The 24,991-nt window shown below is 70.3% G+C and carries 25 protein-coding genes; 13 read left to right on the forward strand and 12 right to left on the reverse strand.

From position 1 onward, the window contains the following. Window positions 1-230: 230 nt before the first annotated feature. Window positions 231-878: a TetR/AcrR family transcriptional regulator gene (locus ACFWW9_RS05175; RefSeq protein WP_390372009.1), complete on the reverse strand. Its 648-nt coding sequence runs from the start codon at window positions 876-878 to the stop codon at window positions 231-233. Between the two features lie 104 nt (window positions 879-982). On the opposite strand from ACFWW9_RS05175, the gene ACFWW9_RS05180 reads away from it, so the two are divergent. From ACFWW9_RS05180 to ACFWW9_RS05190, 3 genes are read left to right on the forward strand one after another with little or no spacing between them, the layout of a single operon-like run. Continuing rightward, window positions 983-2,251: a GH1 family beta-glucosidase gene (locus ACFWW9_RS05180; RefSeq protein WP_390371627.1), complete on the forward strand. Its 1,269-nt coding sequence runs from the start codon at window positions 983-985 to the stop codon at window positions 2,249-2,251. Continuing rightward, window positions 2,229-3,464 carry an MFS transporter gene (locus tag ACFWW9_RS05185; RefSeq protein WP_390371629.1) on the forward strand — a complete coding sequence of 412 codons (1,236 nt, stop codon included), beginning with the start codon at window positions 2,229-2,231 and terminating at the stop codon, window positions 3,462-3,464. The genes ACFWW9_RS05180 and ACFWW9_RS05185 overlap by 23 nt, the downstream gene beginning before the upstream one ends. A gap of 10 nt (window positions 3,465-3,474) precedes the next feature. After that, window positions 3,475-4,266 (forward strand): SDR family NAD(P)-dependent oxidoreductase, encoded by a 792-nt coding sequence (locus ACFWW9_RS05190; RefSeq protein ID WP_390371632.1) that lies wholly within the window; start codon window positions 3,475-3,477, stop codon window positions 4,264-4,266. Window positions 4,267-4,515: 249 nt separating this feature from the next. Here the strand turns inward: ACFWW9_RS05190 and ACFWW9_RS05195 are convergent, their stop codons facing one another. Next, window positions 4,516-4,875, reverse strand: a complete 360-nt coding sequence (locus ACFWW9_RS05195) for a hypothetical protein (protein ID WP_390371635.1) — start codon at window positions 4,873-4,875, stop codon at window positions 4,516-4,518. A gap of 13 nt (window positions 4,876-4,888) precedes the next feature. Further along, the gene (locus tag ACFWW9_RS05200; RefSeq protein ID WP_390371638.1) at window positions 4,889-5,212 is read right to left on the reverse strand and encodes a hypothetical protein; all 324 of its coding nucleotides are present in this window, start codon (window positions 5,210-5,212) and stop codon (window positions 4,889-4,891) included. A 224-nt stretch (window positions 5,213-5,436) separates the two neighbouring features. Between ACFWW9_RS05200 and ACFWW9_RS05205 the strand changes: the two genes are divergently transcribed. The 3 genes from ACFWW9_RS05205 to ACFWW9_RS05215 all read left to right on the forward strand — a co-directional run bounded on the left by ACFWW9_RS05205 (window position 5,437) and on the right by ACFWW9_RS05215 (window position 8,168). Next, the gene (locus ACFWW9_RS05205) at window positions 5,437-6,810 is read left to right on the forward strand and encodes a helix-turn-helix domain-containing protein (RefSeq protein ID WP_390371641.1); all 1,374 of its coding nucleotides are present in this window, start codon (window positions 5,437-5,439) and stop codon (window positions 6,808-6,810) included. Between the two features lie 13 nt (window positions 6,811-6,823). Beyond that, window positions 6,824-7,741, forward strand: a complete 918-nt coding sequence (locus ACFWW9_RS05210) for a phosphotransferase family protein (protein ID WP_390371644.1) — start codon at window positions 6,824-6,826, stop codon at window positions 7,739-7,741. Window positions 7,742-7,868: 127 nt separating this feature from the next. After that, entirely contained in the window at window positions 7,869-8,168 is a 300-nt protein-coding gene (locus ACFWW9_RS05215) for a hypothetical protein (protein WP_390371647.1), read from the forward strand. 97 nt (window positions 8,169-8,265) lie between these two features. On the opposite strand, the gene ACFWW9_RS05220 is transcribed toward ACFWW9_RS05215, so the two are convergent. The 4 genes from ACFWW9_RS05220 to ACFWW9_RS05235 are packed head-to-tail and all read right to left on the reverse strand — an operon-like array spanning window position 8,266 to window position 11,195. After that, a complete protein-coding gene (locus tag ACFWW9_RS05220) occupies window positions 8,266-9,285 on the reverse strand; it encodes a copper resistance D family protein (RefSeq protein ID WP_390371650.1) in 1,020 nt (339 codons plus the stop codon). Further along, window positions 9,282-9,851: a copper resistance protein CopC gene (locus ACFWW9_RS05225; protein ID WP_390371653.1), complete on the reverse strand. Its 570-nt coding sequence runs from the start codon at window positions 9,849-9,851 to the stop codon at window positions 9,282-9,284. Before ACFWW9_RS05225 ends, ACFWW9_RS05220 begins: the two co-directional genes overlap by 4 nt. After that, window positions 9,848-10,591 (reverse strand): YcnI family protein, encoded by a 744-nt coding sequence (locus ACFWW9_RS05230; protein WP_390371656.1) that lies wholly within the window; start codon window positions 10,589-10,591, stop codon window positions 9,848-9,850. Before ACFWW9_RS05230 ends, ACFWW9_RS05225 begins: the two co-directional genes overlap by 4 nt. Window positions 10,592-10,646: 55 nt before the next feature. Next, window positions 10,647-11,195, reverse strand: coding sequence for a hypothetical protein (locus tag ACFWW9_RS05235; RefSeq protein WP_390371659.1), 549 nt, complete (start codon window positions 11,193-11,195; stop codon window positions 10,647-10,649). 122 nt (window positions 11,196-11,317) lie between these two features. On the opposite strand from ACFWW9_RS05235, the gene ACFWW9_RS05240 reads away from it, so the two are divergent. Then, on the forward strand, window positions 11,318-12,982 hold the full coding sequence (locus tag ACFWW9_RS05240; RefSeq protein ID WP_390371662.1) for a BCCT family transporter: 1,665 nt from the start codon (window positions 11,318-11,320) through the stop codon (window positions 12,980-12,982). 40 nt (window positions 12,983-13,022) lie between these two features. On the opposite strand, the gene ACFWW9_RS05245 is transcribed toward ACFWW9_RS05240, so the two are convergent. Next, entirely contained in the window at window positions 13,023-13,460 is a 438-nt protein-coding gene (locus ACFWW9_RS05245) for a DUF6474 family protein (protein WP_390371665.1), read from the reverse strand. Between the two features lie 117 nt (window positions 13,461-13,577). Here ACFWW9_RS05245 and ACFWW9_RS05250 point away from each other — a divergent pair, with 117 nt between their 5' ends. Continuing rightward, window positions 13,578-15,221, forward strand: a complete 1,644-nt coding sequence (locus tag ACFWW9_RS05250; protein ID WP_390371668.1) for a TM0106 family RecB-like putative nuclease — start codon at window positions 13,578-13,580, stop codon at window positions 15,219-15,221. Here the strand turns inward: ACFWW9_RS05250 and ACFWW9_RS05255 are convergent. Both ACFWW9_RS05255 and ACFWW9_RS05260 read right to left on the reverse strand, forming a co-directional pair. Then, window positions 15,218-16,297 (reverse strand): serine hydrolase domain-containing protein, encoded by a 1,080-nt coding sequence (locus ACFWW9_RS05255; RefSeq protein WP_390371671.1) that lies wholly within the window; start codon window positions 16,295-16,297, stop codon window positions 15,218-15,220. The two genes, ACFWW9_RS05250 and ACFWW9_RS05255, sit on opposite strands and share 4 nt — an antisense overlap. Before the next feature lie 120 nt (window positions 16,298-16,417). After that, window positions 16,418-17,176 carry an SDR family NAD(P)-dependent oxidoreductase gene (locus ACFWW9_RS05260; protein ID WP_390371674.1) on the reverse strand — a complete coding sequence of 253 codons (759 nt, stop codon included), beginning with the start codon at window positions 17,174-17,176 and terminating at the stop codon, window positions 16,418-16,420. Window positions 17,177-17,483: 307 nt separating this feature from the next. Between ACFWW9_RS05260 and ACFWW9_RS05265 the strand changes: the two genes are divergently transcribed. Continuing rightward, window positions 17,484-19,274 carry a gamma-glutamyltransferase family protein gene (locus tag ACFWW9_RS05265; RefSeq protein WP_390371677.1) on the forward strand — a complete coding sequence of 597 codons (1,791 nt, stop codon included), beginning with the start codon at window positions 17,484-17,486 and terminating at the stop codon, window positions 19,272-19,274. Here ACFWW9_RS05265 and ACFWW9_RS05270 read toward each other — a convergent pair. After that, entirely contained in the window at window positions 19,218-20,054 is an 837-nt protein-coding gene (locus ACFWW9_RS05270) for a helix-turn-helix transcriptional regulator (RefSeq protein WP_390371680.1), read from the reverse strand. The genes ACFWW9_RS05265 and ACFWW9_RS05270 overlap by 57 nt on opposite strands. Window positions 20,055-20,136: 82 nt before the next feature. Between ACFWW9_RS05270 and ACFWW9_RS05275 the strand changes: the two genes are divergently transcribed. The 3 genes from ACFWW9_RS05275 to ACFWW9_RS05285 all read left to right on the forward strand — a co-directional run bounded on the left by ACFWW9_RS05275 (window position 20,137) and on the right by ACFWW9_RS05285 (window position 22,813). Beyond that, the gene (locus ACFWW9_RS05275) at window positions 20,137-21,027 is read left to right on the forward strand and encodes an alpha/beta fold hydrolase (RefSeq protein WP_390371682.1); all 891 of its coding nucleotides are present in this window, start codon (window positions 20,137-20,139) and stop codon (window positions 21,025-21,027) included. Between the two features lie 314 nt (window positions 21,028-21,341). Beyond that, a complete protein-coding gene (locus ACFWW9_RS05280) occupies window positions 21,342-22,151 on the forward strand; it encodes a sensor histidine kinase (protein ID WP_390371685.1) in 810 nt (269 codons plus the stop codon). Continuing rightward, entirely contained in the window at window positions 22,148-22,813 is a 666-nt protein-coding gene (locus tag ACFWW9_RS05285; protein WP_390371688.1) for a response regulator, read from the forward strand. The genes ACFWW9_RS05280 and ACFWW9_RS05285 overlap by 4 nt, the downstream gene beginning before the upstream one ends. An 81-nt stretch (window positions 22,814-22,894) precedes the next feature. Here the strand turns inward: ACFWW9_RS05285 and ACFWW9_RS05290 are convergent, their stop codons facing one another. Further along, a complete protein-coding gene (locus tag ACFWW9_RS05290; protein ID WP_259627598.1) occupies window positions 22,895-23,269 on the reverse strand; it encodes a hypothetical protein in 375 nt (124 codons plus the stop codon). A 370-nt stretch (window positions 23,270-23,639) separates the two neighbouring features. On the opposite strand from ACFWW9_RS05290, the gene ACFWW9_RS05295 reads away from it, so the two are divergent. After that, window positions 23,640-24,965 carry a hypothetical protein gene (locus ACFWW9_RS05295; RefSeq protein ID WP_390371692.1) on the forward strand — a complete coding sequence of 442 codons (1,326 nt, stop codon included), beginning with the start codon at window positions 23,640-23,642 and terminating at the stop codon, window positions 24,963-24,965. Window positions 24,966-24,991: the final 26 nt, after the last annotated feature.

Below are 24,991 nucleotides of genomic sequence, written 5' to 3' on the forward strand. Positions count from 1 at the left end.
GAGCCTTTGTCGGGCCAAAACGGCAGGTTCAGAAGCCGCAGCCCGACAAATTTTAAGGCTCAAATCCCCCAAGTAAAGCCGGCCTCTCAAAAGCAAGCGCGCGCAGCCAGGCAGTCAATCAGCAGGACTGTCCGGCCAGGCAGTCACACAGCACGAGTCCTCGACCAGGCAGTCAAACGGCAAGCGCACCGGCCGACGGTCGCCAGCCGGTGCGCTTCAGGCTTGTCGTTCTACTTCGGCAGTCGGGTCGACAGGTATCCGCGGATCAGGGACTTGGCTTCGTCCAGTACCCGTTGTTCTCCGTTCGGGTCCATCCGGAACGCCAGGTCCAGCACTCCGTCCGCTGCTTGGACCGCGATCGCGATCGGCATCTGGAGTTCTTCCAGGGGGATGGCGAACTTGGCTGCGATCAGCTCGACCATGCGGTCGGAGATCACTGTGTTGTTCTCGCGCTTGTCGTCGAGCAGGCGCATGTCGACGGCGTCGCCGAAGCGGACTTTGCTGAACGCGGGTACGTCGCGGTGCATGCCCACGTAGACGTCGAAGATCGTGTCGACGGCGTCCCACCAGTGTTCCAGGGGTGTCTTGGCGAACCTGGCTGTGATGCTGTCCATGAACTTGTCGAGGTTGCGCTGGGTGAGGGCTTGGACGACGGCGCGCTTGTCGGGGAAGAACTGGTAGAGAGAGCCCACGGCAACACCCGCGCGTTCCGCGATGAGTGTTGTCGTCACCCCGTCGTAGCCGACTTCCTCGATCAGCGAGGCGCACGCTTCGAGCATCCGCTCTACGCGTTTGGCGCTCCGTTGCTGCACCGGTTGACGGCGCAGCGGGGTGGAACTGGTCACGGCGACTCCATGCGACGACGTTGGGACTCCCATAGTGCCTGTTGGACGGCGTTCGCACTTCCCTGTGAGCCGCAACACGCTTACGATCCGAATCTGTTTCACGTTCTGGACCTGGAAAAACCACCCGGAGGCGTTGCATGCCGTTGCCTGACGAGTTCCTGTGGGGTGTGTCGACCTCCGCCTTCCAGATCGAGGGCGCCTTCACCGAAGGCGGTCGCGGTCCCTCCGTGTGGGACGGGTTCGGTCCGATCAAGGACGGCGACACCGCCGACGTCGCGTGCGACCACTACCACCGCTACGCCGAGGACATCGCCCTGATGAAGGACCTCGGGGTGGGCGCGTACCGGTTCTCCGTCGCCTGGCCACGCGTGCAGCCGACCGGGAAGGGCCCGGCGAACGTCGAGGGGCTGGACTTCTACGACCGGCTGGTCGACGGGCTCGTCGAGGCCGGGATCGACCCGGTCGTCACGCTGTACCACTGGGACACGCCGCAAACCCTGGAGGACGAGGGCGGCTGGTTGACCCGCGACATCACCGAGCGGTTCGCGGAGTACGCCGCGCTGGTGGCCGACCGGCTCGCCGATCGGGTGAAACTGTGGATCCCGATCAACGAACCCGTCGTCGTCACGCTTTCGGGTTACGCGATCGGCGAGCACGCGCCGGGCAAGTCGCTGCTGTTCGGGTCGCTACCCGCCGCGCACCACCTGAACCTCGCGCACGGCCTGGCGGTCGAGGCGCTGCGGGCGAACGGGGCGAACGCGGTCGGCACCGCGAACAACCACTCGCCCGCCTGGCCCGCGTCCGAGTCCCCCGAGGACCAGTTCGCGGCCGGCTTCTACGACACCATCCACAACTGGCTGTTCGCGGACCCGCAGCTCACCGGCGCGTACCCCGAGGAGGCCGCCCCGTTCCTGCCGATCGTCGACGGCGACCTGGAGAAGATCGCCGCGCCGCTCGACTTCTACGGCGTGAACTACTACAACCCGACCCGGCTCAAGGCGACGACCGAGGGCGAGCCGCTGCCGTTCGAGCTGGTCGACATCGACGAGTACCCGAAGACGTCGTTCGGCTGGCCGGTCGTGCCCGCCGGGCTGAGCGAGATGCTGACCACGCTCCAGCAGCGCTACGGCGACCGCTTGCCGCCGGTCTACATCACCGAGTCCGGGTGCAGCTACCCCGAGGACCTGAACGACCAGGCCCGGATCGACTACCTCGACGGGCACCTCCGCGCGGCAAGGGAATCCGGCGCGCGCGGGTACTTCGTCTGGTCGATCATGGACAACTTCGAGTGGGACTCGGGCTACTCCCAGCGCTTCGGCCTGGTGCACGTGGACTACAAGACGCAGGAACGGACTCCGCGCGACTCGTACAGGTGGTACCGCGATGTCATCTCCGGCGACAACTGAGGCGCTCGGCGAACCGGTTGTCCCGGTTCGCCGCAGCTGGATGACGTGGTTGTTCTTCGCGAACCTCGGGCTGTGGCTCGGGGTCTACGCGCCCATCCAGGTGCTGCTCCCGCAGCAGGCGGAGCTGTTCGACAAGGCGAACAAGGAACTCGTGTTCGGCCTGGTCACGGGCGCGGGCGCCATCGCGGCGCTGCTGGCGAACCCGGTGATCGGCCTGCTGTCGGACCGCACGACGTCGAGGTTCGGCCGCCGCCACCCGTGGACGCTCGCGGGCGCGCTGCTCGGCGCGGCCGGGCTGGTCGTGCTGGCCAACGCGCCGAGCATCACCGTGATGACGATCGGCTGGTGCCTCGTCCAGGCGGGCTTGAACGGGATGCTCGCCAGCCTGACCTCGGTGGTGCCGGACCAGGTGCCGGTCGGCCAGCGGGCGACGGTCGGCGGTCTGGTCGGGATCAGCCAGATGCTGGGCACGGTGCTGGGCGCGGTCGTGGTGACGCTGCTGGTGACCGGTCTGACGAACGGCTACCTCGCGTGCGCGGCGATCGTCGTGGCCGGGGCGCTGCTGTTCGTCGTGATCACGCCGGACGTCCGGCTGCCGAAGGCGCTGCGGCCGTCGTTCGTGCTGCGCGAGATGTGGATCTCGCCGCGGGCGCACCCCGACTTCAGCTGGGCGTGGGGCTGCCACTTCATGATCAACCTCGGCAACGCGTTCGGCACCCTCTACCTGCTGTTCTTCCTCGCCGACGTGGTGCACTACCCGTCGCCCGAGGACGGGCTGCTGATCCTGATGGGCCTCTACGGCGTCGCGCTCGTCATCGGCGCGGTCGTGTTCGGCTCGATGTCGGACCGCACCGGCAAGCGGAAGCCGTTCGTCTACCTGGCGGTCGCCGTCATGGCCGCCGCCGCGCTGATCCTCGTCGTCTGGCAGACGTGGACGGCCGCGCTGATCGCCGCCCCGCTGCTGGGGATCGGGTTCGGCGTCTACATGGCCGTCGCGCTGGCGCTGCTCACGCAGGTGCTGCCCGCCGCGGCCGACCGGGCGAAGGACCTCGGCGTCGTCAACATCGCGAACGCGTTGCCGCAGGTCGTGGCCCCGCTGCTGACCACGGTCGTGCTCGCGAACCTCGGCGGCTACCGCGGCCTGTTCGCCGTGTCGGCCCTCGCCACGCTCATCGCAGGGTTCCTCGTGACTCGCGTGAAATCCGTTTCCTAGGAGGACGTTCGTGCAGTTGGACGGCAAGACGGTGCTGATCACCGGGGCTTCCCAGGGGATCGGCGCGGCGACCGCCGAACTCGTGGCGGCGCGCGGCGCACGGGTGGTACTTGTGGCCCGCAGCGCTCAAGGGCTGTCCGAGCACGCCGAACGGATCACGGCGACAGGTGGCCGTGCCGTGGTCCAGACCGCGGATCTCGCGGACAGCGCCCAGATCGTCGCGCTGGCCGAGCGGGTCCTGGGCGAGTTCGGGCCGCCGGACGTCCTGGTGAACAACGCGGGCGTCGGCAGGTGGCTGTTCCTCGACGAAACCGAGCAGGACGAGCTCACGGGGATGGCCGCGGTGCCGTACCTGGCCGCGGCCCGGCTCACCCGCGAGCTGCTGCCCGCCATGCGGGAGCGCGGAACCGGCCGGATCGTGAACGTGAACTCGCCGATCTCGCGGATGCCGATCCCCGGCGCGACCGGCTACACGTCGGCGCGGTACGCGCTGCGCGGGTTGACCGCCGCCCTGCGCCTGGACCTGCGGAGCACCGGGATCGGGGTGAGCGAGGTGATCCCGAGCAAGGTGGACAGCCAGTACTGGGTCAACAACCCCGGCGCCGAGGACCGGGTGCCCAGCATTTCCCAGCTGATTCCCGACGTGACGCCCGAGCAGTGCGCCGCCGCCATCGTGTCCGTCATCGAGAAAGATCGCGCGGAACTCATCTTTCCCTGGCAGCTCAAGGCTTTCGAGATCGGATCACGGCTGTTCCCCGGAATGACCCACTACCTGGCCTGGAAGACCGGCACCCACCGGTGACCTGAAATCGGCCCCGATGCACGCGCGGGAGGTGCGCACATCGGGGCCGAGGTGGAGTCCGCGGACCGGTATCGGTCGGGGAGGAAGGTGCACAACACCAGTCCGCGGAAGTTCTTGTCATTCAGTTGGTAGGAGCTGGCCGGCGAACCGGTTCGTCGCGGTCGGGGGGTCGCACGTCCCGGATCGCCGGCCAGTAGGCGGTGGCCCAGCCGTGTCGTGTCGGGGGAACGACACGGCCGGGGCCGCCCGTTAGTGGGCTCGGACCACCGCGCGGCGAGACCGGGTGACAGGAGGGGTCACCGGGGCTGCGCGCAGGTGGCGAGCCGGGCGCGGGGCCAAACCGCCCGCGACCAGGTGTTCGTACGCGGCGCGCCACACCGAACAAGGAGACTTCTGCTGCCGCCACCGACCGGAGCACTCGGGGCAGTTGCCCTTCTCGTCCGGTTCGTGCGCGGCGAGCAGCGCTCGCCATCCCTCGGTCAGCCGAGGGAGTTCGGATCGAGCCACCGAGAGCAGGGACGGGGCGTCAGCCTGACTGGCCAGCTCTGTGAGCAGGTCCAATCGCTCCCACACCGCGTTGCGGAGGACTTGTCCAAGGATCTCGTCCATCGAAACGTCACCGTCACCTTTCCGCCTGCTCGGCGGCTTCGCGTAGCGCAGCCCTGAGCTGTACGAGTTGATCGGCCGAGAGCACCGCGGTCTCACCGGGAGGGCCGACCAGGACCACGCGGTCCTCGTCCACCACAACGGTGAGGCAGCGCTCACGGTCGACCACGTCGGAGCAGCGGATCCGCCACCACCGACGTTGCCCAGTCGAACCGCGCCATCCGGAGCCGAGGTCGTTCGACTCCTGGACAGACAGGGAACCAGGGGAGGAAACCGTGGGAACGGCAGGCTCCGTCGCGCCACCACGTGTGGTGGTCACCGCCCGCTCGATCAGATCCACTTGGTGTTCCTCTCCGTGCTCACTCGCTTACCGGAACTTAGATTGCGATGATTCATGCCGGATCGGGACGTCAAAACGCTGGCCGGTGGAAGTTCCACGATGAGCGGTCAGTGGAGTTCAGCGGAGCCGATCAGCTCCGCCGATCGGTACTTCTCGCAGTTGGGGGAGTGCCCCTACTCTGCCGTTGACGCCCAAAGGACTGTGAGGCGGCGAAAGTGAACACCATGGGTTCGCAAGGCTCACCTGTGACTCCCGAGGTCTGGGACCAGCAGGAGATGCGGGACGCGTTGGCAAGGCGCGAGATCAGTTCGGTGTACCGGCTGCTCCGTCGACACGGCGTGTCCCAGCGCCAGATCGCGGCGCTCACCGGCCAGTCGCAGTCCGAGGTCTCGGAGATCCTCAAGGGTCGTCAGGTCATGGCCTACGACGTCCTGACGCGGATCGCCATGGGCCTGGGCGTGCCCAGGGGGTACATGGGCCTCGCTTACGACGAGGCGACAGCAGTACGGGTGGCCGCGACCGCGGACTCACCCAATTCTGAGGAGGACGAGTCGGTGAAGCGTCGGAAGTTCCTCGCGCACGCCGCCGCCGTGACAGTCGGCGCGGCCGTGCTCGGTACGGACTCCGGGTCGTGGGTTTCCAACCCCACACAGACTCCGGCCCCTGGACGTATCGGCATGACCGACGTCCGGCAGGTGGAAGCCGCCACCCGCGCTCTGCGAGCGCTGGACTACCAGTACGGCGGCGGCTCCTGTCGCGACGCAGTGGTGGCCCAGTTGTCGTGGGGACAGCAGATGCTGGGCGCGAACGCGACGGACCTGGTGCGGGAGCGGCTCTTCGTGGCTCTCGCCGACCTGCACAACCTGGCCGGGTGGACGTCGTTCGACACCGGTCTGATGGATTCCGCCCGCAACCACTTCGGGCAGGCGCTCGACCTCGCGAAGCAGGGCCGCAACGAGGCGCTGGTGGCGAACATCCTCTACCGGATGGGCCGGGTGTACTTGCACCAGGACGCTCCGGACGACGCGCTCAAGGTGTTCCAGCTCGGCCAGTTGGCCGCGCAGAACTCCGGTTCCGAGCTCGCGGTCGGCATCCTCTGCGCGAACGAGGCGTGGGCCTACGCGAAGATGGGGTCGGACGACCAGGCCATCAAGCTGCTGGGCCGGGCCCGTGACGAGTTCGCCAGGGCGAACGTCGGCGAAGCGCCCGCGTGGGCCAAGTTCTTCACCGAGATCGACCTGTCGTCGATGATCGGCACGGTGCACACGGAGCTGGCCCAGACGGTGGACCCGAGGTACACGCGGACCGCGATCCCCGCGCTGTCCAAGGCGATCAACAGCTTCGGCGAGGACATGAGCCGCAGCCGGTCGTTCAACCTGACCTCGCTGTCGATCAACCACCTCATCGAGGGCGACGTCGACCACGGCGCGAAGGTCGGCCGCCAGGCCGTCGACCTGTCCGAGGGCTTGAAGTCCATCCGCACCAAGGACCGCATGAAGCCCTTGCTGCGCGAGGCGGACAAGCGCCGCAACAACCCCGATGCCCGTGAGCTGGCGGACCGCCTTGCCAAGTTCACCGGCAGCGACACCGCCGCGTGAGTCCGGCCGCCTGATGTCCTCGACGGTCGCGTTGGACGGTCGGTTCACCAGGGAGAAGCTGGCCGACGCGCTGCGGGGGCTGTGCGTCGAGCACGGGCTCGACCACCGCGGCGCGAAGCTCCTGAAGTTCACCAGCAACGCCGTCTTCGAGCTCCCCGCCGAGCGCGCGGTGGTGCGGATCGTGGGCTCGACCCGCCTCCGGCACCGCGCCGCCAAGGTGGTCCGGGTGGCCACCTGGCTGGCCGAGCACGACGTCCCCGCGGTCCGGCTCCTGACCGGATTCCCGCGGCCGGTGGTCGTGGGGGACCACCTCGCGACCCTCTGGCACCACGTCCCCGGCCCCGTCCAACCGGCTCGCGCGCTCGACGGGCGGGACCTCGCGCGGGTGCTCCGGCGGATGCACGAGCTGCCCGCGCCGCCGTTCGAACTGCCCGGATGGGCGCCGCTCGACGACGTCCGGCGTCGACTCGCCGATGCGGAGGAGCTCTCCGACTCCGACCGCGAGTTCCTCGAATCGCGTTGCACGTCCCTCGACGAACGGCTCGCCGATCTGCGACCGGTTCTCCCGCGGGGCGTCCTGCACGGCGACGCGCACCTCGGGAACCTGATCGCGAGCCCGTCTGGTCCGGTGCTGTGCGACTTCGACTCCACGTCGGTCGGCCCGCGCGAGTGGGACCTGAGCTCGCTGCCCGTCGGCGTGGCCCGGTTCGGCCACTCGGCCCGGTGGCAGCGGCAGCTCGTCCGGGGCTACCGGTTCGACGTCACCCGGTGGGATGGTTTCGCCGTCCTGCGCGACGTGCGTGAGCTGAAACTCACCACGAGTGCGCTGCCGATCTTGCGCAGCCACCCCGGAGTACGGGCTGAGCTGCGACTACGCCTCGACTCCCTGCGCCGTGGTGACACGGCGTCGAGGTGGTCGCCGTACCGCTGACCCCTGTCCTCCAGGCCACGAACCGGTAACGCCCGAACGTCGATTTCCGACGTTCGGTGGGAAGGGCGCATTTTTGCGGCGCTCTGGCGTTGTCGGGGAAGTGGTGACGGGCGAGGTGGAAGCCACGATGCGCGAGATCGTGACTCGGATGGGGATGCGGCGGTGGCGCGCACGGCGTGCCCTCCGGTCGGCCCGTCTGCTCGACGAGGTCGTGGACACCCAACTGCCGTTGCTCGCCGCGTTCAGCGAGGAGCGCCGCCGCCGCTCGGCCGACTACCTGGCCGAGCTGGTGAAGCTGGCGCAGGACTACCGGTACTTCGCGAACGGCTGGATCGACGCCAAGGAGCTCGACCGGCGGGGTCAGGTGGCGATCACGCAGCTCAGCAGGCTGCGCGAGGACCCGACCGCGCGGCTGATCAACGACTGAGACCGGTTTCGCAGCTCAGCGCGCCAGAAGGACCGCTCGGCGAGTGTGATCATCCGGTTGACCCGTGTTCACCTGCTGTTTCCCCGGTGGTAGCTGGTCAGGCGACCGGAGCGCTCGCGAGGACCACGGCCAGACCGAACGCCACGCCCATCACGGTCAGTTCGACGGCCGCCCAGGCGAACACGGCGGTGGGCTGGTGCTTGGCGATGTGCGGCAGCAGCCGCCACCGGATGTTGGCCCCGAGCAGCGCCAGCGCGCCCGCGCACAGGGCCTTGCCGATCAGCAGCAGGCCGTAGGACGTGGTGAACAGCGACCCCGGCAGCGAGACGACCGGGTTGAGGCCGAGTTCCAGCAGGCCGTTGAACAGGCCGGTCACCGTCACCAGGACCAGGCTGATCGTGGCGAGCTTGGAGAACTTGGGCAGCGCCTCGGCCAGCAGGCCCTTGCGGTGGGCGACCAGCGCGATCAGCGCGCCGAGACCACCGGTCCACGTCGCCGCGCCGAGGACGTGCAGCTCCATCGAGATCATCGAGTAGTCGTGGAACGTCCAGTTCGACGCGTGCCCGGTGACCGGCAGCGGGAGCAGGCCGAACATGGCGATCAGGATGCGCAGTTCCGCGGGCACGGTCTCGCCCTTGCGGGCGGCGAGCGAGCCCACCCACAGGTAGACCAGCGCGCACACGGCGCTGAACAGCAGGCCCTGGCCCGCGCCGACGCGCTGCACGTAGTCGACGACGCTGCTCATCGTGAGCGGCTGACCAGGGCGGACCTGGTAGGCCCTGATCACGATGGACAGCAGCGCGGTGAACACCCAGACCGCGGCGGCGACCACCGCGGCGGGCCGGGCGATCCGCAGGACGGGTTCGGTGATCGTCGGCCTGCCGAAGCCGAGCAGCTTCGGCAGCAGGCTCAGCCCGACGACGACGGTCGCCGAGAGGTCGAGCAGGACGCGCACCAGCGGGTGCAGGAACTGGACCACCGGTCCCGCCTCGGCGATCCCGACCACGGTCGTGGTGGTCGAGAGGCCGAGGCCGAGCAGGACGCCCGCCACGCCGCCCGCGACGAGGCCGCCGAGGACGTAGTACCTGGTGGGAGCGGTGGTCCAGTGCGCTGTCACTGGTGCTGGTCCTCCTTGACGCCACCGCGCAGCGCGAGGAACACGCCGCCGCCGAGCAGCACCACGGCTCCGAGGATCCACACCCAGATCGGCACGCCGCCACCGGTCTCGCCGGTGGTGCCCGTCGCGGGGGTGGACGCCGGGTTGGCCGCCACCTCGTTGGCGGGGGCCGGGGTCCCGGTGCCCGCCTTGGTGAGGGTGAACTTCAGCGAGTCGGCGACGGGGTGCCCGTCGGCCGACAGGATGCGGTAGCTGACGGTGTACTCGCCCGCCGGACCGAGTGGCCGCAGCGGGAGCGACACCACGTTGTCCTTGATGGTCGGCTCGCCGGGGGTTTCCCAGTGGCCGCCGTCGGTGCTGGTCACGGAGATCGCGTTGAGTCCGGGGCCGCCGTTGACCGGCTGGTCGAACGTCAGCGCGATGGACGACGGTCCGGCCTCGATGGACGAGCCCGCGAGCGGGTCGCTGCTGACCAGCACGTTGTGCGCGAGGGCGGGCCCGGCGAGGCCGAGCATCATGCCGCCCGCGATCACGCCTGCGAGGAGGAAGGAGAACCCGCGCCTCATGCCGCGGGCTTCCCCGTGCTGCGACGCGAGCGCAGGACCGCGCCCGCGCCGAAGCCCAGGCCGAGCGCGCCGACGGCGAGTCCGGCGCCGCCCAGGTAGCGGGCGGTGGTGTCGGTGCCGGAGGTCGCGGCGGCCTCGGTGTGGCCCTCGGCGCCCGCGACGGTGGCGGAGGCGTTGTGCGCGTCCGCGCCACCGGCCTTGGCGACCAGGTTCAGCACGGGGGCGGGCTTCGCGGGCTCGGCGGCGCCCTCGGCGGCCGGGGGAGCGTCCCAGGCGACGACCTCGCCGCTGCTGTAGGTCTGCGTGGTCGGCAGCAGCAGGCGGTCGGTGTCCTCCGGCAGCGGGCCGACGGACAGGTCGAACTCGTTGAACTGGCCGGGCTCGATCTGCACGCCGGGGTCGGCGGTCCAGGTCACCGTGCTGGGGGCCTCGGTGACCTCCTTGCCGTGGCTGGTGATCGGCTTGGGCAGCTTGGCCTTGACGACCTCGACCTTCCAGCCGGGCACGGGCTTGCTGCTCACGGAGGCCAGCGGGTACTCGGGCGGGAGGGTGAGCTGGAGCTTCACCGTGCCCGCGTCGGGGCGCTCGTTGGGGACCCGGATGGTCACCTTGGTGTAGCCGCCCTTGGTGGCGGGGCTGGGGGTCGAGGCCGTCACGTGGGCCGAGGCGAGGCCCGCGGTGCCGAGGGCGATCACGCCCGCGGCGGAGAGGACGGCCGCGCCGCGGGCCAGCGTGCGCACACCAAATCGATTTGTCGACATGAGGGGGTTGCTCCTGGGGGGTAGACCGGAGTGTCTAGGGGACGCGGTTGACCAGGACTACGGGCGGTCCGCGGCGACCGTTCACCCTCTTCAGGAGCAGTTCGATGAGTGCCGGACCACTGGCGGCGCGGCACGCGGTGGTGCGAGGGGCCCGGAGGACCGGGCCGGGGGTCAGCGTCCTCGGCAGCAGCCGGGACACCGCGTCGACCAGCGACACCAGCGCGTCGTCCGCCTTGACCAGCACCAGGCCGGTGCCGAGGGCGGCGAGCGCGTGCGCGGTCGTCATCTGCACGGGGTCGAACCCGAACGCGCCCGCCGGGCCGTGGTGGTGGTGCATCAGGCCGAGCAGCTCGTGCTGGGCGAACTGCGCCGCCCCGAGCGCCGCGAGGATGACCAGCGGGCTGCGGCGGCGGTCCGCCAGCGCGGTGGCCGCGAGGGCGATGAGCAGCACCAACGGCAGCGCGGGCAGGAACTCCACCAGGCTGCCACCGGCGGCGCCGTGGGCGGCCACGCTCAGTGACGCGGACGTGACGGCCAGCAGCAGACCGCGTGCTACGCGGGTAGGCGCCGGCTTGGGGGTCACGCCCTGAGCCTAGGAGAACACCCCGTACGGGCGTAAGGCGCGGTGTTTGGGCATTCGGACCAGCGGGTACCGGCTAACCGGATGCAGTCCCGTTGTGTGGAGAAGCGACCAGGAGGCCAGGTGTGACAACGCCGCCCGAACAAGCCCTGCCCGGAGAACCCACGGCCGAGCGCGCCGAACGACCAGGCCGCACCGACAAGGCGGTGTTCGGGGTCGCGGCCGTCGTCACCCTCGGCTTCCTCGCCTGGGGCGTCCTCGGTACGGATTCCCTCGCCTCGGCGTCCAAAACCTCGTTGGGCTGGATCATCGGCAACCTCGGGTGGGCGTTCGTGCTCTCCGCGTCCGGGTTCGTGGTGTTCGCGCTGTGGCTGGCGTTCAGCCGCTACGGCCGGATCCCGCTGGGCAAGGACGACGAGAAGCCCGAGTTCAAGACCATCTCGTGGGTCGCGATGATGTTCAGCGCCGGCATGGGCATCGGCCTGATGTTCTACGGCGTGAACGAGCCGCTCACGCACTTCGTGAAGCCGCCGCCGGGCACCGTCGAGGGCGGCTCGGAGCAGGCGGTGCAGACCGCCATGGCGACCACGATGTTCCACTGGACGCTGCACCCGTGGGCGATCTACGCCGTGGTCGGGCTGGCCATCGCGTACGGCAGCTTCCGCCGCGGCCGCAGCCAGCTGATCAGCGCCGCGTTCGCGCCGCTGCTCGGCGAGAAGCGGACGAACGGCCCGGCGGGCAAGGCGATCGACGTGCTGGCGATCTTCGCCACGCTGTTCGGCTCGGCGGCCTCGCTCGGGCTCGGCGCGCTCCAGATCGGCAGCGGCCTGAAGGTCGCGGGCTGGGCCGGTGACATCGGCAACGGGGTCCTGGTCGGCATCATCGCGGTGCTGACGGCGGCGTTCGTCGCGTCGGCGGTGTCGGGTGTCGCGAAGGGCATCCAGTGGCTGTCCAACATCAACATGGTGCTGGCCGTGGTGCTCGCCGCGTTCCTGTTCGTGGTGGGGCCGACGGTGTTCATCCTCAACCTCGTGCCCACGGCGCTCGGCGACTACGTGCGGGAGCTCGCGGACATGGCCGGTCGCACGGCCGCGTCCGGCGGTGACGCCACGGAGACCTGGCTGTCCGGCTGGACGATCTTCTACTGGGCGTGGTGGATCTCGTGGACGCCGTTCGTCGGCATGTTCATCGCCCGGATCAGCCGCGGCCGCACCATCCGCCAGTTCGTCGCGGGCGTGATCCTGGTGCCCAGCGGCGTGAGCCTGGTGTGGTTCGCGATCCTCGGCGGCACGGCGATCTTCACCCAGCGGTCCGGTGTGGACATCGCTGGCCAGTCGACGCCCGAGGGCCAGCTGTTCACGCTGCTGGACAACTTCCCGCTGGCGGCCGTCGCGGGCGTGGTCGTGATGCTGCTCGTGGCCATCTTCTTCGTGTCCGGCGCGGACGCCGCGTCGATCGTGATGGGCACGCTGTCCCAGAGGGGCTCGATCGCGCCGAGCAAGCGCGTGGTCGTGTTCTGGGGTGTGCTGACCGGCGCGGTGGCGGCGGTGATGCTGCTGGTCGGCGGCTCGAACGCGTTGACGGGGTTGCAGAACCTCACGATCATCGCCGCGCTGCCGTTCCTGGTGATCATGATCGGCCTGTGCGTGTCGCTGGCCAAGGACCTGCGCAGCGACCCGCTGATCAAGCGCGAGGAACGGGTCGCCGAGGCGATGGAGAAGGCCACGGCCGACCTCGGCCCGGAGGAGGCCGCGCTCCGGGCGGTCGAGACCGTGACCGCGAAGCGCTGACCCGGCGCGGTGCCGCCCCGGCGAACCGGGGCGGCACCGGTCAGGACACGCCCAGCCTGCGCAGCAGGTCGTTCTCCAGCACGTCCAGGTCCGCGCTCACGGCCCGGTGCGCCGCCTTGCGCCGCGGCGTCGGCATCCGCTCGGACGCCCGCACGGCGGCGGCCAGCTTGACCAGCCGCGACTCCGTCTCGGTCACGTAGTCCGCGTCCTTCGCGCGCAGCTCGTCCAACGCCTGCGCGAAGCCCGCGATGCGCGCGTGCAGCCGCGCGCCCTTGCCGGTGTACTTGGTCAGGTCCTCGATGCCGACGCCCAGCCTGCGGGCGCGGTACTGGTCGTACTGGTCGCTGACCAGGCCCGCCGCCTTCGCGGCGAACGGCGCGAGCACCGGGATCAGGACCGGGCCGACGACCTTGGCCACGCCCAGCAGGTTCTTCGCCTTCGAGGGCGTGAGCCGGGGACCGAGAGCTTTGCGTGCCATGGTGGCGCCACCTCCTACCCGGAACAGTAGAGCCGAGACCCGGTCGCCGCACAAAAGATCGACAGGAGTACGCAGGTTGCGCGCACGGGCCGCGAGGTCGCGGCATACCCTTCACCAGTGACTTCCCAGGTGCAGCTCGACGCCGGTGTGGTCACTCGTTGTCGGCGGCGGGTGCACCTAGAACACGATCCGGCGATGCGCGACGTCGTCAAGGCGCCGCCGGACCCGGCGGGTGAGCAGCGCAAGGCCGACGCGACCGAGCACCGCCGCCTCGTGGCGTCGGCGCTGGCCAAGGTGTTCGGCTCGGAGCTGATGGAGATCCCGCACGGGCCGGACATCAGCACGGCCGACCGCGAGCGCGTGACGCTGGCGGCGATGCAGATGGGCACTCCCTACATCTGGGGTCCGGCGCTGCCCCGCGACCTCACCGGCGGTCGGCGCGGCGGGATCGACCTGCTGGTCAAGGACTCGACCGGGTACGTGCCGGTGCTGGTGGTGCGGCACAAGACCAGCGATCCCGGCCAGGGCGCCCGCACGTCGCCGCTGTCGCACCCGCAGCCCAACGGCGCACGGGTCGACCCGGTGCGGAAGGTGCGGCCGCAGCCGCGCGACCAGCTCCGGCTGGCGCACGCGCAGCGGCAGTTGCAGGCCGCCGGGTTCGCGAAGCACGGACGCGCGATGGCGGGCGTCATCGGCATGGACGCGGACGTCGTGGTGTGGCACGACCTGGAGGCGCCGACGTGGCCCGGCGGGCGGACGGCGCTGTCGGAGTACGACGCGCGGTTCTCGGACCGGCTCGCGGTCGCCGGCGCCGCCAACCGCGGTGACGAGCCGCTGGCGCGGCCGTCGCGGATCGTGGAGTGCAAGTCGTGCCCGTGGTGGCCGACGTGCGACTCCGAGCTGAAGGCCACGCGGGACGTGAGCCTGGTGGCGCGCGGCGAGGACGCCGTGGCGCTGCGCAAGGTCGGGGTGTCCACTGTGGACGAACTGGCCGCGTTGCCCGTCGGCGGGACGCCCCCGCTCCAGCTCGTGGGGATGCCGTTCGACGACGCGGTGATCCTGGCCCGCGCCTGGCTGCGGGACCTGACCGTGGTGCGGCGGTCGCGGAGCTTCGTGGTGCCGCGGGCGGACGTCGAGGTGGACGTCGACATGGAGAGCTTCGGCGACCTCGGGGCCTACATGTGGGGCTGCTGGCTGTCGGGCGAGGACGTGGACGAGGAGCCCGGCTACCGGGCGTTCGCCACCTGGGACCCGGTGCCGTCCGACGACGAGGCCCGGTCGTTCGCGGAGTTCTGGACGTGGCTGACGGCCGTGCGACTGCGGGCTCGGGCGCGGGGGCTGAGCTTCAAGGCCTACTGCTACAACGAGCTGGCGGAGAACCGGTGGCTGCTGGGCTCGGCCGAGCGGTTCAAGGGGATGCCGGGGATCCCGCCCGTCGCGCAGGTCCGGGAGTTCATCAAGTCCGACGCCTGGGTGGACCTGTTCGGGATCGTCCGGGAGCAGTTCCTGTGCGCGCACGGGAAGGGGCTCAAGACGATCGCCCCCGTGGCCGGGTTCGCCTGGCGCGACCCGGAGGCCGGTGGGGAGAACTCCATGCGGTGGTACCGGGACGCGGTGGGCATGGACGGCAACCCGCCCGACGACGACCAGCGGCGGCGGCTGGTGGAGTACAACGAGGACGACGTTCGGGCCACCCACGCGCTGCGGAACTGGATGTCGTCGGACGAGCTGGACGCGCTGCCGTTCGCGGGAGACCTCTAGTCGCAGAAGACCTCGGCGACGAGGTCCTGCGCGCCGTCGCCGGACCCGCCGTCGGGTGAGGTGGTGAACGACGCCGTGAGCCGGGTGCGGCCGTCCGCGCTGCCGATCATGAGGGTGCTGAAGCCGGGGATGATCCCGCTGTGGCCGATCACCTCGGCCCCGCACGGCAGGACCTCGTGCTCCAGGCCGAGGCCGTAACCGGGGGAGACGGCCGTGAAGGTCGTCATCTCCGCGGCCTGGGCGGGCGTGAGCAGTTCGCCGCGCGCGACGGCCTTGAGGAACCGGTCGAGGTCCGCCGTCGTGGAGATCATCTCGCCCGCGGCCTGGCCGACGGAGGCGTTGAGCCGGGTGATGTCGACGACCCGGTCGCCGATGCGGCGGTAGCCGTGGGCGTGCGGGCCGGGGATGCCGGTGCGGTCGCCGGGGACGGACGTGTCGCGCAGTCGCAACGGGGTGGTGATCCGCTGCTCCACGGCCCGCGCGTACGGCTCGCCGGTGACCTTCTCGATCAGCAGGCCCGCGACGACGTAGTTGGTGTTGGAGTACTTCCACGCCGTGCCGGGCGGGAAGTCCAGGGGCTTCGCCGTGGCGAGGGCGAGCACCTCCCGTGGAGTCCAGTGCTTGAAGCGGATGGCCTCGAAGTCGTCCGGCACGTCGTCGGCGTAGTCGTGCAGGCCGCTGGTCTGCTGGAGCAGCATCCGGACGGTGACCCGGCCGCCGTCGGGCAGCAGGCCGGGCAGGTACCGCTCCACGGGCGCGTCCAGGTCGACCCTGCGCTCGCCGACCAACTGGAGGACGACGGTAGCGACGAAGACCTTGGTGACGCTGCCCGCGCGGAACCGGCCGTCGAGCGGGACCGGGCGGGTGGTGCCCCACTCGGCCGTGCCCGCTCGAGCGGTGAACGTGCGTCTGCCGTCGGTGATCCGCACCTGGACGCCCGCCGCGCCGTTTCGCGACAGCTTGTCGATCGCCCGCTGGACGACCTGGCGGTCGATCCGGTCCGGCGTGGCCGCGGCGGTGCCGCCGAGCGTGGACGCGGCCAGCGCCACGACCGTGCCGAGAACCCCGATGCGCATGACTACTCCTTCGCGAGATCCGGTGATGTCGCGAAGTCTTGCCTGGTGAGGGGGTCGCCCGACTCCTGCCGAAGAATGGTTCGGGACCTGCCGAAGGATGGTCCCGAACCGACTTCGTGACTAGCGGGGAGCCATCCGGAGAGCGCCGTCCATGCGGATGACCTCGCCGTTGAGGTAGTCGTGCTCGACGATGGTCAACGCCAGTTGCGCGTACTCGGCGGGCAGCGCCAGGCGCTTCGGGAAGGGGACGCCCGCCGCCAGGCCCGCGCGGAACTCGTCGGAGACCGTGGCGAGCATGGGGGTGTCCACGATGCCGGGGGCGATGGTCATCACGCGGATGCCCACGGACGACAGGTCGCGCGCCGCGGGGAGGGTCATGCCGACCACGGCGGCCTTGGAGCTGGCGTAGGCGACCTGGCCGATCTGGCCGTCGAAGGCGGCGATGGACGCGGTGTTGATGACGATCCCGCGCTGGCCGTCCTCGAGGGGCTCGGTCTTGCCGATCGCCGCGGCCGCGAGGCGCAGGACGTTGAACGTGCCGACCAGGTTGATCTCGATGACCTTGCGGTACAGGTCGAGGTCGTGGGGGCCGTTCTTGCCGACGGTCCTGGTCGACGGGCCGATGCCCGCGCAGTTGACGACGATGCGCAGCGCCGGGCCGGAGCCCGCCGCGGTGTCGACCGCCGCCTGGACCTGCTCGGGGGAGGTGACGTCGGCGGCCAGGTAAGTCACGCCCTCGACCGCCTCGGCCTTCTCGATGGCTCCGGGGAGGTCGAGCGCGAAGACGTGCGCGCCCTTCGCCGCCAGAGCGCGTGCGGTTGCCCCACCGAGGCCCGACGCACCACCCGTCACGATCGCCGCGGTACCCGTGATCTGCATGGGGCCAGGTTAACGCTCGTTCAGCGCCAGCCCTTGCCCCGGTGGTCGGAGAGGTGCAGCAGTGCGACCAACGGCACAGCCGCGAGTGCCGCTAGTCCGACGAACAAGCCGAGGATGGCCAGCAATTCCATGTGGTGAACAGTGCTCCCCTGATCGGTCCTCCCGCGTCGTCCGCCAGAGGGGTTCGGTTCGTGCACTCAGGGGATAGCCCAAGTCACGCTGAGCTACACCTCGGTGATCGACATTTCTGCCCAGCCATTCGTTAGCGGGGGTAACCAAAAGCTCGTCCACCGCGTAAGTTGGCCACGTGTTCACCACCCGGCCGGAACTCGTCGGCACCCACGGCATGGTCGCGTCCACCCACTGGCTCGCCTCGTCGGCGGGGATGGCCGTGCTGGAGGCGGGCGGCAACGCGTTCGACGCCGCCGTCGCGGCGGGCTTCGTGCTCCAGGTCGTGGAGCCGCACCTGAACGGGCCGGGCGGTGAGGTCCCGATCGTCTTCTCGTCGGTCAACGAGGCCGCGCCGCGCGTGCTGTGCGCCCAGGGCGTCGCGCCCGCGGGGGCGACGATCGACCACTACACGGGGCTCGGGCTGGACCTGGTGCCCGGCAGCGGGCTGCTCGCGGCGACCGTGCCCGGCGCGTGGGACGGCTGGCTGACCCTGCTCCGCGATTACGGCACCAAATCGCTCCGCGACGTCCTCGGTCACGCGATCGGCTACGCGCGGGACGGGTTCCCCTTGCTGGAACGCGTCTCGTTCACCATCTCGCGCGTGTCCGACCTGTTCCGCGAGCACTGGCCCACGTCGGCGGCGCACTGGACGCCGGGCGGGCGCGTGCCCGAGGCCGGGTCGCGGCACCGGAACCCGAAGCTCGCCGAGACGTGGGAGTGGCTGCTGGCCGCCGGGGAAGCCGCGGGCGGCGACCGGGAGGCCCAGATCGAGGCCGCTCGCCGGGCCTGGTCGCAGGGGTTCGTGGCGGCGCAGGTCGACGACTTCTGCCGGACCGCGTACCGCGACGACTCCGGGCGCGACCACGCGGGCGTGCTGACCGGCGAGGACATGGCGGGCTGGCAGGCGACCTACGAGGACGCCGTGACGGCCGACTTCGGCGACTGGACCGTCGCGAAGGCGGGCGCCTGGTCGCAGGGACCCGTGCTGCTGCAACAGCTCCGGCTGCTGGAGGGCTTCGCGGACCGGCTGGCGTACGTGGACGGCAAGCCCACGGCCGAGACGATCCACCTGGCCGTGGAGTGCGCGAAGCTGGCGTTCGCCGACCGCGAGGCCTGGTACGGCGACAGCGGTGACGTGCCGCTGGACGTCCTGCTGTCCCGCGAGTACGCGGACGTGCGCCGCAAGCTCGTGGACGAGACCGCGTCGCTGGACCTGCGGCCCGGATCGCCGCACGGCCACGCGCCGGTGCTGCCCGCGCACATCCGGCGCGGGCCGAGCGCGGTGTCGGACCTCGGCGGCGCGATCGGCGAGCCGACCGTGGAGCGCAGCGGCACCACCAAGGGCGACACCGTGCACGTCGACGTCGTGGACCGCTGGGGCAACCTGGTCTCCGCGACCCCGTCCGGCGGCTGGCTCCAGTCGTCGCCGACGATCCCGTCGCTGGGCTTCTGCCTCGGCAGCCGGGCGCAGATGTTCTGGCTGGACCGGGACCTGCCGAACTCGCTGGCCCCCGGCAAGCGGCCGCGCACGACGCTGAGCCCGACGCTCGCGCTGCGCGACGGCCTGCCCGCGCTGGCGTTCGGCACGCCCGGCGGCGACCAGCAGGACCAGTGGCAGCTCGGGTTCTGGCTCGCGCACACCACCGGCGGGCTGAACCTCCAGGAGTCGATCGACGCGCCGCTGTGGCACAGCAACGCGTTCCCCAGCTCGTTCTTCCCGCGCACGTGGACGCCCGGCGAGCTGGTCGTGGAGTCGCGGGTCGGCGCGGCGGCGTTGGCGGCGCTGGCCGAGCGCGGGCACACCGTGGTCGACGCGGGCGAGTGGTCGCTGGGCCGGATGTCCGCCGTGGGACGGGATTCCCGCGACGGCCTACTCCGCGCCGCCGCCAACCCCCGCGGCGCCCAGGGGTACGCCGTCGGCCGCTAGCGCGCGCATCCCGGCCTCGCTGGGCGAACCGGGTTCGGCGGTGTAGGTGATGACGGTCTGCTCCGGCGCGTCCGGCACCGGTAGCGCCTGGTAGGCCAGTTCCAGCGGGCCGACCACCGGGTGGGTCAGGTGCATCGTGCCGTGCGGGACGGTCCACACCTCGTGCGCCGCCCAGAGTTCGCGGAACTCCGGGACGGCGGACAGCTCGGTGACCAGGGCGTCGAGCCGCGGGTCGCCGGGGTGCAGGGCGGCTTGCATCCGCAGGCCGCCGACGGTGTTGTTGGCCTTGGCCTCCCACGGCGTCCAGAGCTTCCGCGACGACTCGTGCAGGAAGATCAGCCGCGCCATGTTGTCGTGCTCGGCCAGGTCGACGCCGTACATGGCCCGCGCCAACGGGTTCCACGCGACGATGTCCATGTGCTTGCCGAGCACGTACGCGGCGGAGCCGGTGATGTTCGCCAGCAGCCACCGCAGGCCGGGCCGCACGACGCCCGCGGGCCGCGGGCGTTTCGGCGGGCGGGCGAGGTTGTGCAAGTGGGTGCGCTCGCCCTCGTCGAGCCGGAGCGCGCGGGCCACGGCGTTCAGCACCTCGTCGGACACGTTGGCCAGCCGACCCTGTTCGAGGCGGCCGTAGTAGTCCGCGCTGACGCCCGCGAGCTGGGCGAGTTCCTCCCGCCGCAGACCGGGCACGCGGCGTCGGCCGCCGAACGTCGGCAGGCCGGTCTCCTCGGGCGTCAGCTTGGCCCGGCGCGATTGCAGGAAGTCCCCGAGCTCCGTCATGCCGGACAGGTAACCACGGTTTGCCAGACCTAGGTTGAACGGGCATCTGGGTAGGGATCGTCGGCGGCGCGAACCTTGTCGCATGACGAACATCGAAGAGCAGCGGTACCAGTCCATCGGCGGCGTCGAGCAGTGGATCCAGATCCGCGGCGAGAACCGCGACAACCCCGTGATGCTGGTGCTGCACGGCGGCCCCGGCTCCCCGTACGCCCTGTTCACGCCGTTGCTGCGGGAGTGGGAGAAGCACTACACCGTCGTCCAGTGGGACCGGCGGGGCGCGGGGAAGACGTTGCGGCGCAACGGACGTGAGGGCTGCGGTGAGATGTCGTTCGAGAGGTGCATCGCCGACGCGGTCGAGTTGGTCGAGCACCTGTGCGCGCACCTGGGCAAGGACAAGGTGGTGCTGTTCGCGGGCTCGATGGGCACGATGATCGGCACCCCGCTGGTGCAGCGCAGGCCGGACCTGTTCGAGGTCTACGTGGCGACTGATCTCTATGTCGACATGATCGACAACGAGGCCGAGTCGTACCGGCGGGCGCTGAAGAACCCCAAGGCGGCCAAGGCGTTGGCCGCGATCGGGCCCGACCCGGCGAAGTGGGACCACAGGGCGTGGGAGGTGAAGATGCGCTGGAGCATGGACAACGCCGTGCTCGGCAAGCTGTTCCTGCCGCTGGTGCTGCGGCGCGAGGTCTACGGGTGGCGCGACCTGCGGCACGTGATGGCCGGGTTCGGGTACTCGAAGAAGGCCCTGTTCCGCGACTTCATGAGCTTCCGCGCGGACCCGGTGTTCGAGGTGCCGGTCGTGATCCTCCAGGGCTCGGACGACGACGTCACCGTGCGGTCGCTGGCCGAGGACTTCTTCGAGCGCGTCACGGCCCCGAGCAAGCGGATGGCGCTGGTCGAGGGCGCGGGCCACTTCGCCGCGTTCACCCACCCCGCGCGGTTCCTGGAACTGCTGGTGGAACGGCCCTGACCCGAGGGGGGAGGGGGCCAGGGCCGTTCCGGTCCCTGGGGCGGCTCAGCCGCCGTCGACGGCGGCGTCCGCCGTGGTCTTCCTGAGGTCCATGGGCGCGAAAATGTCGCATCCAGGCCGTCCGGGGCAAGGCGCGTACTTCGTCCGGGCGACTTCGTTCACCCGCGAGAGGGGCGAACCCGCTCCAGCCGACCGTGCACACCCGCACCGCGACCACCGAGGGGCGACCCGTGTTCGCGTACCGCGCCTGACGTACGTCCCCGAGCCGCCTCAGCACCGACGCCGACCGGCTCCTCCTCCCGTACCTTCGAGCCGTGTCCCTAGCGCACGCGGTGCCCTACGTCTGGATCGCGGTCACGGTCGCGCTCCTGTTCTTGCGCAGGCGGTACCCGGTCGCGGTCATCGCGCTCACCGGGGCGTCCACGTGGGGGTACTACCTGGTCGGGTACGTCGGGCCGCTGGTGATCGTGCCCGCCTTCGCGGTGGTCAGCCTGGGGCGGGCTCGGGCGGTGGAGCGGCGGCGGTTCCACTCGGAGCAGGAGCGGCTGCGGATCGCGCGCGAGGTGCACGACGTGGTGGCGCACAGCTTGGCGATGATCAACGTGCAGGCCGGGGTGGCGGCGCACGTGGCGGATCGGAAGCCCGAGGAGGCGGTGAAGGCGCTGCTGGCCATCAAGGAGGCGAGCCGGGCCGCGTTGGTGGACCTGCGGGCAACGCTGGGAGTGCTGCGGAGTGGCGAGGGGACGGCACCCGCGCCGAGTCTGAAGAGGCTGGACGAGTTGATCACGCCGGTGGGGAAGCCGGTCGAGGTCCACGGCGAACCGGGCGATCTACCCGCGCCGGTGGACGTGGCGGCCTACCGGATCGTGCAGGAGTCGGTGACCAACGCCCTGCGCTACGCGCCGGACGCCACCGTGATCACCATCGAGTTCGCCCGGACCGCAGGCCAACTGGAGATCGTCATCAGCGATGACGGGCGGTCGAGCATGCCGAGCATGGGCGCGGGCACCGGACTGACCGGTATGCGGGAACGGGCGGAAGCGCTCGGGGGCAGTCTGGAAGCGGGGCGAAAGCCCGGTGGCTTCGAGGTCCGGGCGGTTCTGCCGGTGGGGGGAGAGCAATGATTCGCGTCGTGCTGGCCGATGACCAGGCGCTGGTCCGGGCCGGTTTCCGGTTGCTGCTGGAGACCGAGGACGGGTTCGAGGTCGTGGGGGAGGCCGGGGACGGGGCGGAGGCCGTGGCGCAGGCGAAAGCGCACCAGCCGGACATCGTCGTGATGGACATCCGGATGCCCGGTGTGGACGGGTTGGAGGCCACGAGGCTGATTTCCGAGGATCCGGGACTCCGAAGCACGAAGGTGCTCGTGCTGACGACGTTCGACGTCGACGAGTACGTGTTCGCGGCCCTGCGGGGCGGGGCGAGCGGGTTCCTGCTCAAGGACATCGAGCCGGTGGAGCTGCTGCACGCCCTGCGCGTCGTCGCTGCTGGTGACGCCCTGCTGGCACCGAGCGTGACGCGGCGGTTGATCGCGGAGTTCGCGTCGCGGCCGGAGAACCGGCGGCCGCACCCGTCGGCGCTGCGGGAGATCACCGAGCGGGAGCGGGAGGTGCTCGTGCTGGTGGCGGGCGGGTTGTCGAACGACGAGATAGCGGAACACCTGGTCATCAGCCCGGCGACGGCCAGAACGCACGTCAGCCGCATCATGACGAAGATTGGCGCTCGGGACCGGGCGCAGCTCGTTGTTCTCGCTTATGAATCCGGACTCGTGACCCCGAAAAGATTATGAGCCATTCATGAACTCGTTACCGGCTGTATTGGTCGTATTGGTCACGATGTCATTCATTCACGCTGCGCGACCGATTGGGCACTAAGCGATGGCGCCGGGCGGGAGGTTCAGCTTGAACGGCAACGTTGTCACGACGGCGAGATCCGATGCCGTGCTCTTCATCAACGTGGGCGCGTTGCGGGCGCCCGGCTCGGGCAGGTGCAGCAGGCGGTCGACCGCCTCGACGAGCTGGCCCTCGTAGATCCAGACGGCCTGCGCGGGACGCGTGCTGTCCCTTACCGCAGGTAGACGGCCCGCGCGGGCTTCGGTCTCGGACCAGAAGAGGATCGAGTCGATGAAACCTCTGCGCTGCTTGAACGCCATGATCCGATCGAGCTCACCCTCGCCGTCCCGCAGGTGCAGGAACTGGAAGCCGCTTTCGCGCAACTCGATGACCTTGCTCAGTGCGAGATCCATGACGCACCTACCTCTGTGAGGTCCCGGATCGAGCGTAGACCGATCCCAATATCAACTGGAATGGATCGTACGTCAACCAAGCGAATCCGACATAGACCTGTGGCGGTCAGACTATGTCTCAATCGGGGACGGGGGGAGAAGCTTGTCTTGTTCTTGTCTTGTTCTCTTGGGTACGGCTCTGAGCGCCAGGAAGGTCCGCGTGAGGAATGCGGCACTTGCCAAAGTGACCAGGGTCACACTCAACCACATCGCGGCCTCCGTCGACTCGGCGGGTCCGGATGGGCGTGACCCACCCGTATAGACGTGTAGCACTCGTGTGAGGTTGCAGATCCATCCGACCCGTCACGACGCGGCTGGATACCCTGACCCGGTGACCGCCAACCGGCTCGATTCGTCGACTCCGCCCGGAGGTGGTCCCGGCCTACCGCCGCTGCCGGAGTCGTGGCTGCCGCGGGAGCACCCGCTGCACCGGCCGAGGCACGGCGTGCGCCAGACGTCGTCACGGGTCGCCGCGCTCGTGTTCTTCTGCGTCCCGCTGTTGTTGCTGGTCGTGGGCGTGCGGGCGCCGGAGTTCGAGAACCGCAGGCTTGCCGACTTCCCGTCGATCACCGACGGCTTCGGCCTGTTCACCGGCCTCGACCAGTGGGCGACCGACCACCTGCCGCTGCGCGACAAGGCCGTGCAGGCGGAGGACGGCATCAGCCGGGGCGTGTTCGGCGAGCCGCCGCAGTTCAAGACGGACCAGCAGAAGAAGAACGACGTGGGCCCGGTCGTCGCGCCGACCACGACCGAGGCCGGCGTGCCCGCCCCGCCCGCGCCCTCGGAGTACCAGCAGGTCATCGAGGGCAGCGACAACTGGCTGTACCTCGGGTTCGACGTGCAGGGCGCGTGCGAGCCGAAGCTGCCGCTGGACGTGGTGTTCCAGCGGGTCGCCCGGCTGCGGCAGGTCGTGGAGGCGTCGGGCCGCAAGTTCGTGTTCGTCGTGGCCCCGAACAAGTCGACGATGGTGCCCGAGCACCTGCCGCCGGGCTACTTCGGCAAGGACTGCGCCACGAAGGCCCGCGACGAGTTCTGGAAGGGGGTCGTCGCCGAGACCGGGGCCGTGGACCTGCGGCCCAACCTCGAACTGGCGGCCAAGAAGATCAAGGGCCCGGTGTACTCGAAGTTCGACACGCACTGGACGTTCGACGGCGGCCTCGTCTACGCCCGCGCCATCGCCGAGCAGGCGAAGCCGGGCGTCTCCGTGACGTGGCGCAGCACGCAGGGCAAGGTCGTGCAGGTGCCGGGCGACCTGTCGTCGCTCATCGGCCAGCGCAAGTCCGTGGTCCTCCAGTCCTACCGCCTGGCCCCGGACGGCGTGGACGTGCGCAGCCGCGAGGTCGAGGGCAGCTTCGCCGAACCCCGCCGCGTCACGCAGTCCTCGGGCAAGGGCGTCGTCGACGCGAAGGTCGGCGTGCTCGGCGACTCCTTCACCTTCTACGTGCACCAGTACGTGGTGGCCGGGTTCGCCGACATCACGCTCCAGAACAGCGACTTCGTGCCCGCGGACCCGCACCGGACCGGCGCGATGCTCGCCGACCAGGACGTCGTGGTGTTCGAGGCGGCGGAGAGGTCGCTGGTCGGGGGCGTGAACCCGCTGCTCGACGAGGGCACGATCGCGACCATCGCCGAGGAGCTGGCGAAGAAGCCCCGCTAGCACCGGAAACCGGGAAGCGCTGTCAC

Origin of the sequence: Umezawaea sp. NPDC059074, assembly GCF_042738955.1 — a bacterium.
GTDB lineage: Bacteria > Actinomycetota > Actinomycetes > Mycobacteriales > Pseudonocardiaceae > Umezawaea.

Excerpts from the sequence above, each read along its gene's own strand:
- ACFWW9_RS05175 (WP_390372009.1), bottom strand. The coding sequence starts at position 878 with ATGGGAGTCCCAACGTCGTCGCATGGAGTCGCCGTGACCAGTTCCACC.
- ACFWW9_RS05270 (WP_390371680.1), bottom strand. The coding sequence starts at position 20,054 with ATGACGGAGCTCGGGGACTTCCTGCAATCGCGCCGGGCCAAGCTGACG.
- ACFWW9_RS05185 (WP_390371629.1), top strand. The coding sequence starts at position 2,229 with ATGTCATCTCCGGCGACAACTGAGGCGCTCGGCGAACCGGTTGTCCCG.
- ACFWW9_RS05215 (WP_390371647.1), top strand. The coding sequence starts at position 7,869 with ATGCGCGAGATCGTGACTCGGATGGGGATGCGGCGGTGGCGCGCACGG.
- ACFWW9_RS05180 (WP_390371627.1), top strand. The coding sequence starts at position 983 with ATGCCGTTGCCTGACGAGTTCCTGTGGGGTGTGTCGACCTCCGCCTTC.
- ACFWW9_RS05275 (WP_390371682.1), top strand. The coding sequence starts at position 20,137 with ATGACGAACATCGAAGAGCAGCGGTACCAGTCCATCGGCGGCGTCGAG.
- ACFWW9_RS05210 (WP_390371644.1), top strand. The coding sequence starts at position 6,824 with ATGTCCTCGACGGTCGCGTTGGACGGTCGGTTCACCAGGGAGAAGCTG.
- ACFWW9_RS05255 (WP_390371671.1), bottom strand. The coding sequence starts at position 16,297 with ATGCGCATCGGGGTTCTCGGCACGGTCGTGGCGCTGGCCGCGTCCACG.
- ACFWW9_RS05285 (WP_390371688.1), top strand. The coding sequence starts at position 22,148 with ATGATTCGCGTCGTGCTGGCCGATGACCAGGCGCTGGTCCGGGCCGGT.
- ACFWW9_RS05205 (WP_390371641.1), top strand. The coding sequence starts at position 5,437 with ATGGGTTCGCAAGGCTCACCTGTGACTCCCGAGGTCTGGGACCAGCAG.
- ACFWW9_RS05245 (WP_390371665.1), bottom strand. The coding sequence starts at position 13,460 with ATGGCACGCAAAGCTCTCGGTCCCCGGCTCACGCCCTCGAAGGCGAAG.
- ACFWW9_RS05225 (WP_390371653.1), bottom strand. The coding sequence starts at position 9,851 with ATGAGGCGCGGGTTCTCCTTCCTCCTCGCAGGCGTGATCGCGGGCGGC.
- ACFWW9_RS05260 (WP_390371674.1), bottom strand. The coding sequence starts at position 17,176 with ATGCAGATCACGGGTACCGCGGCGATCGTGACGGGTGGTGCGTCGGGC.
- ACFWW9_RS05195 (WP_390371635.1), bottom strand. The coding sequence starts at position 4,875 with ATGGACGAGATCCTTGGACAAGTCCTCCGCAACGCGGTGTGGGAGCGA.
- ACFWW9_RS05290 (WP_259627598.1), bottom strand. The coding sequence starts at position 23,269 with ATGGATCTCGCACTGAGCAAGGTCATCGAGTTGCGCGAAAGCGGCTTC.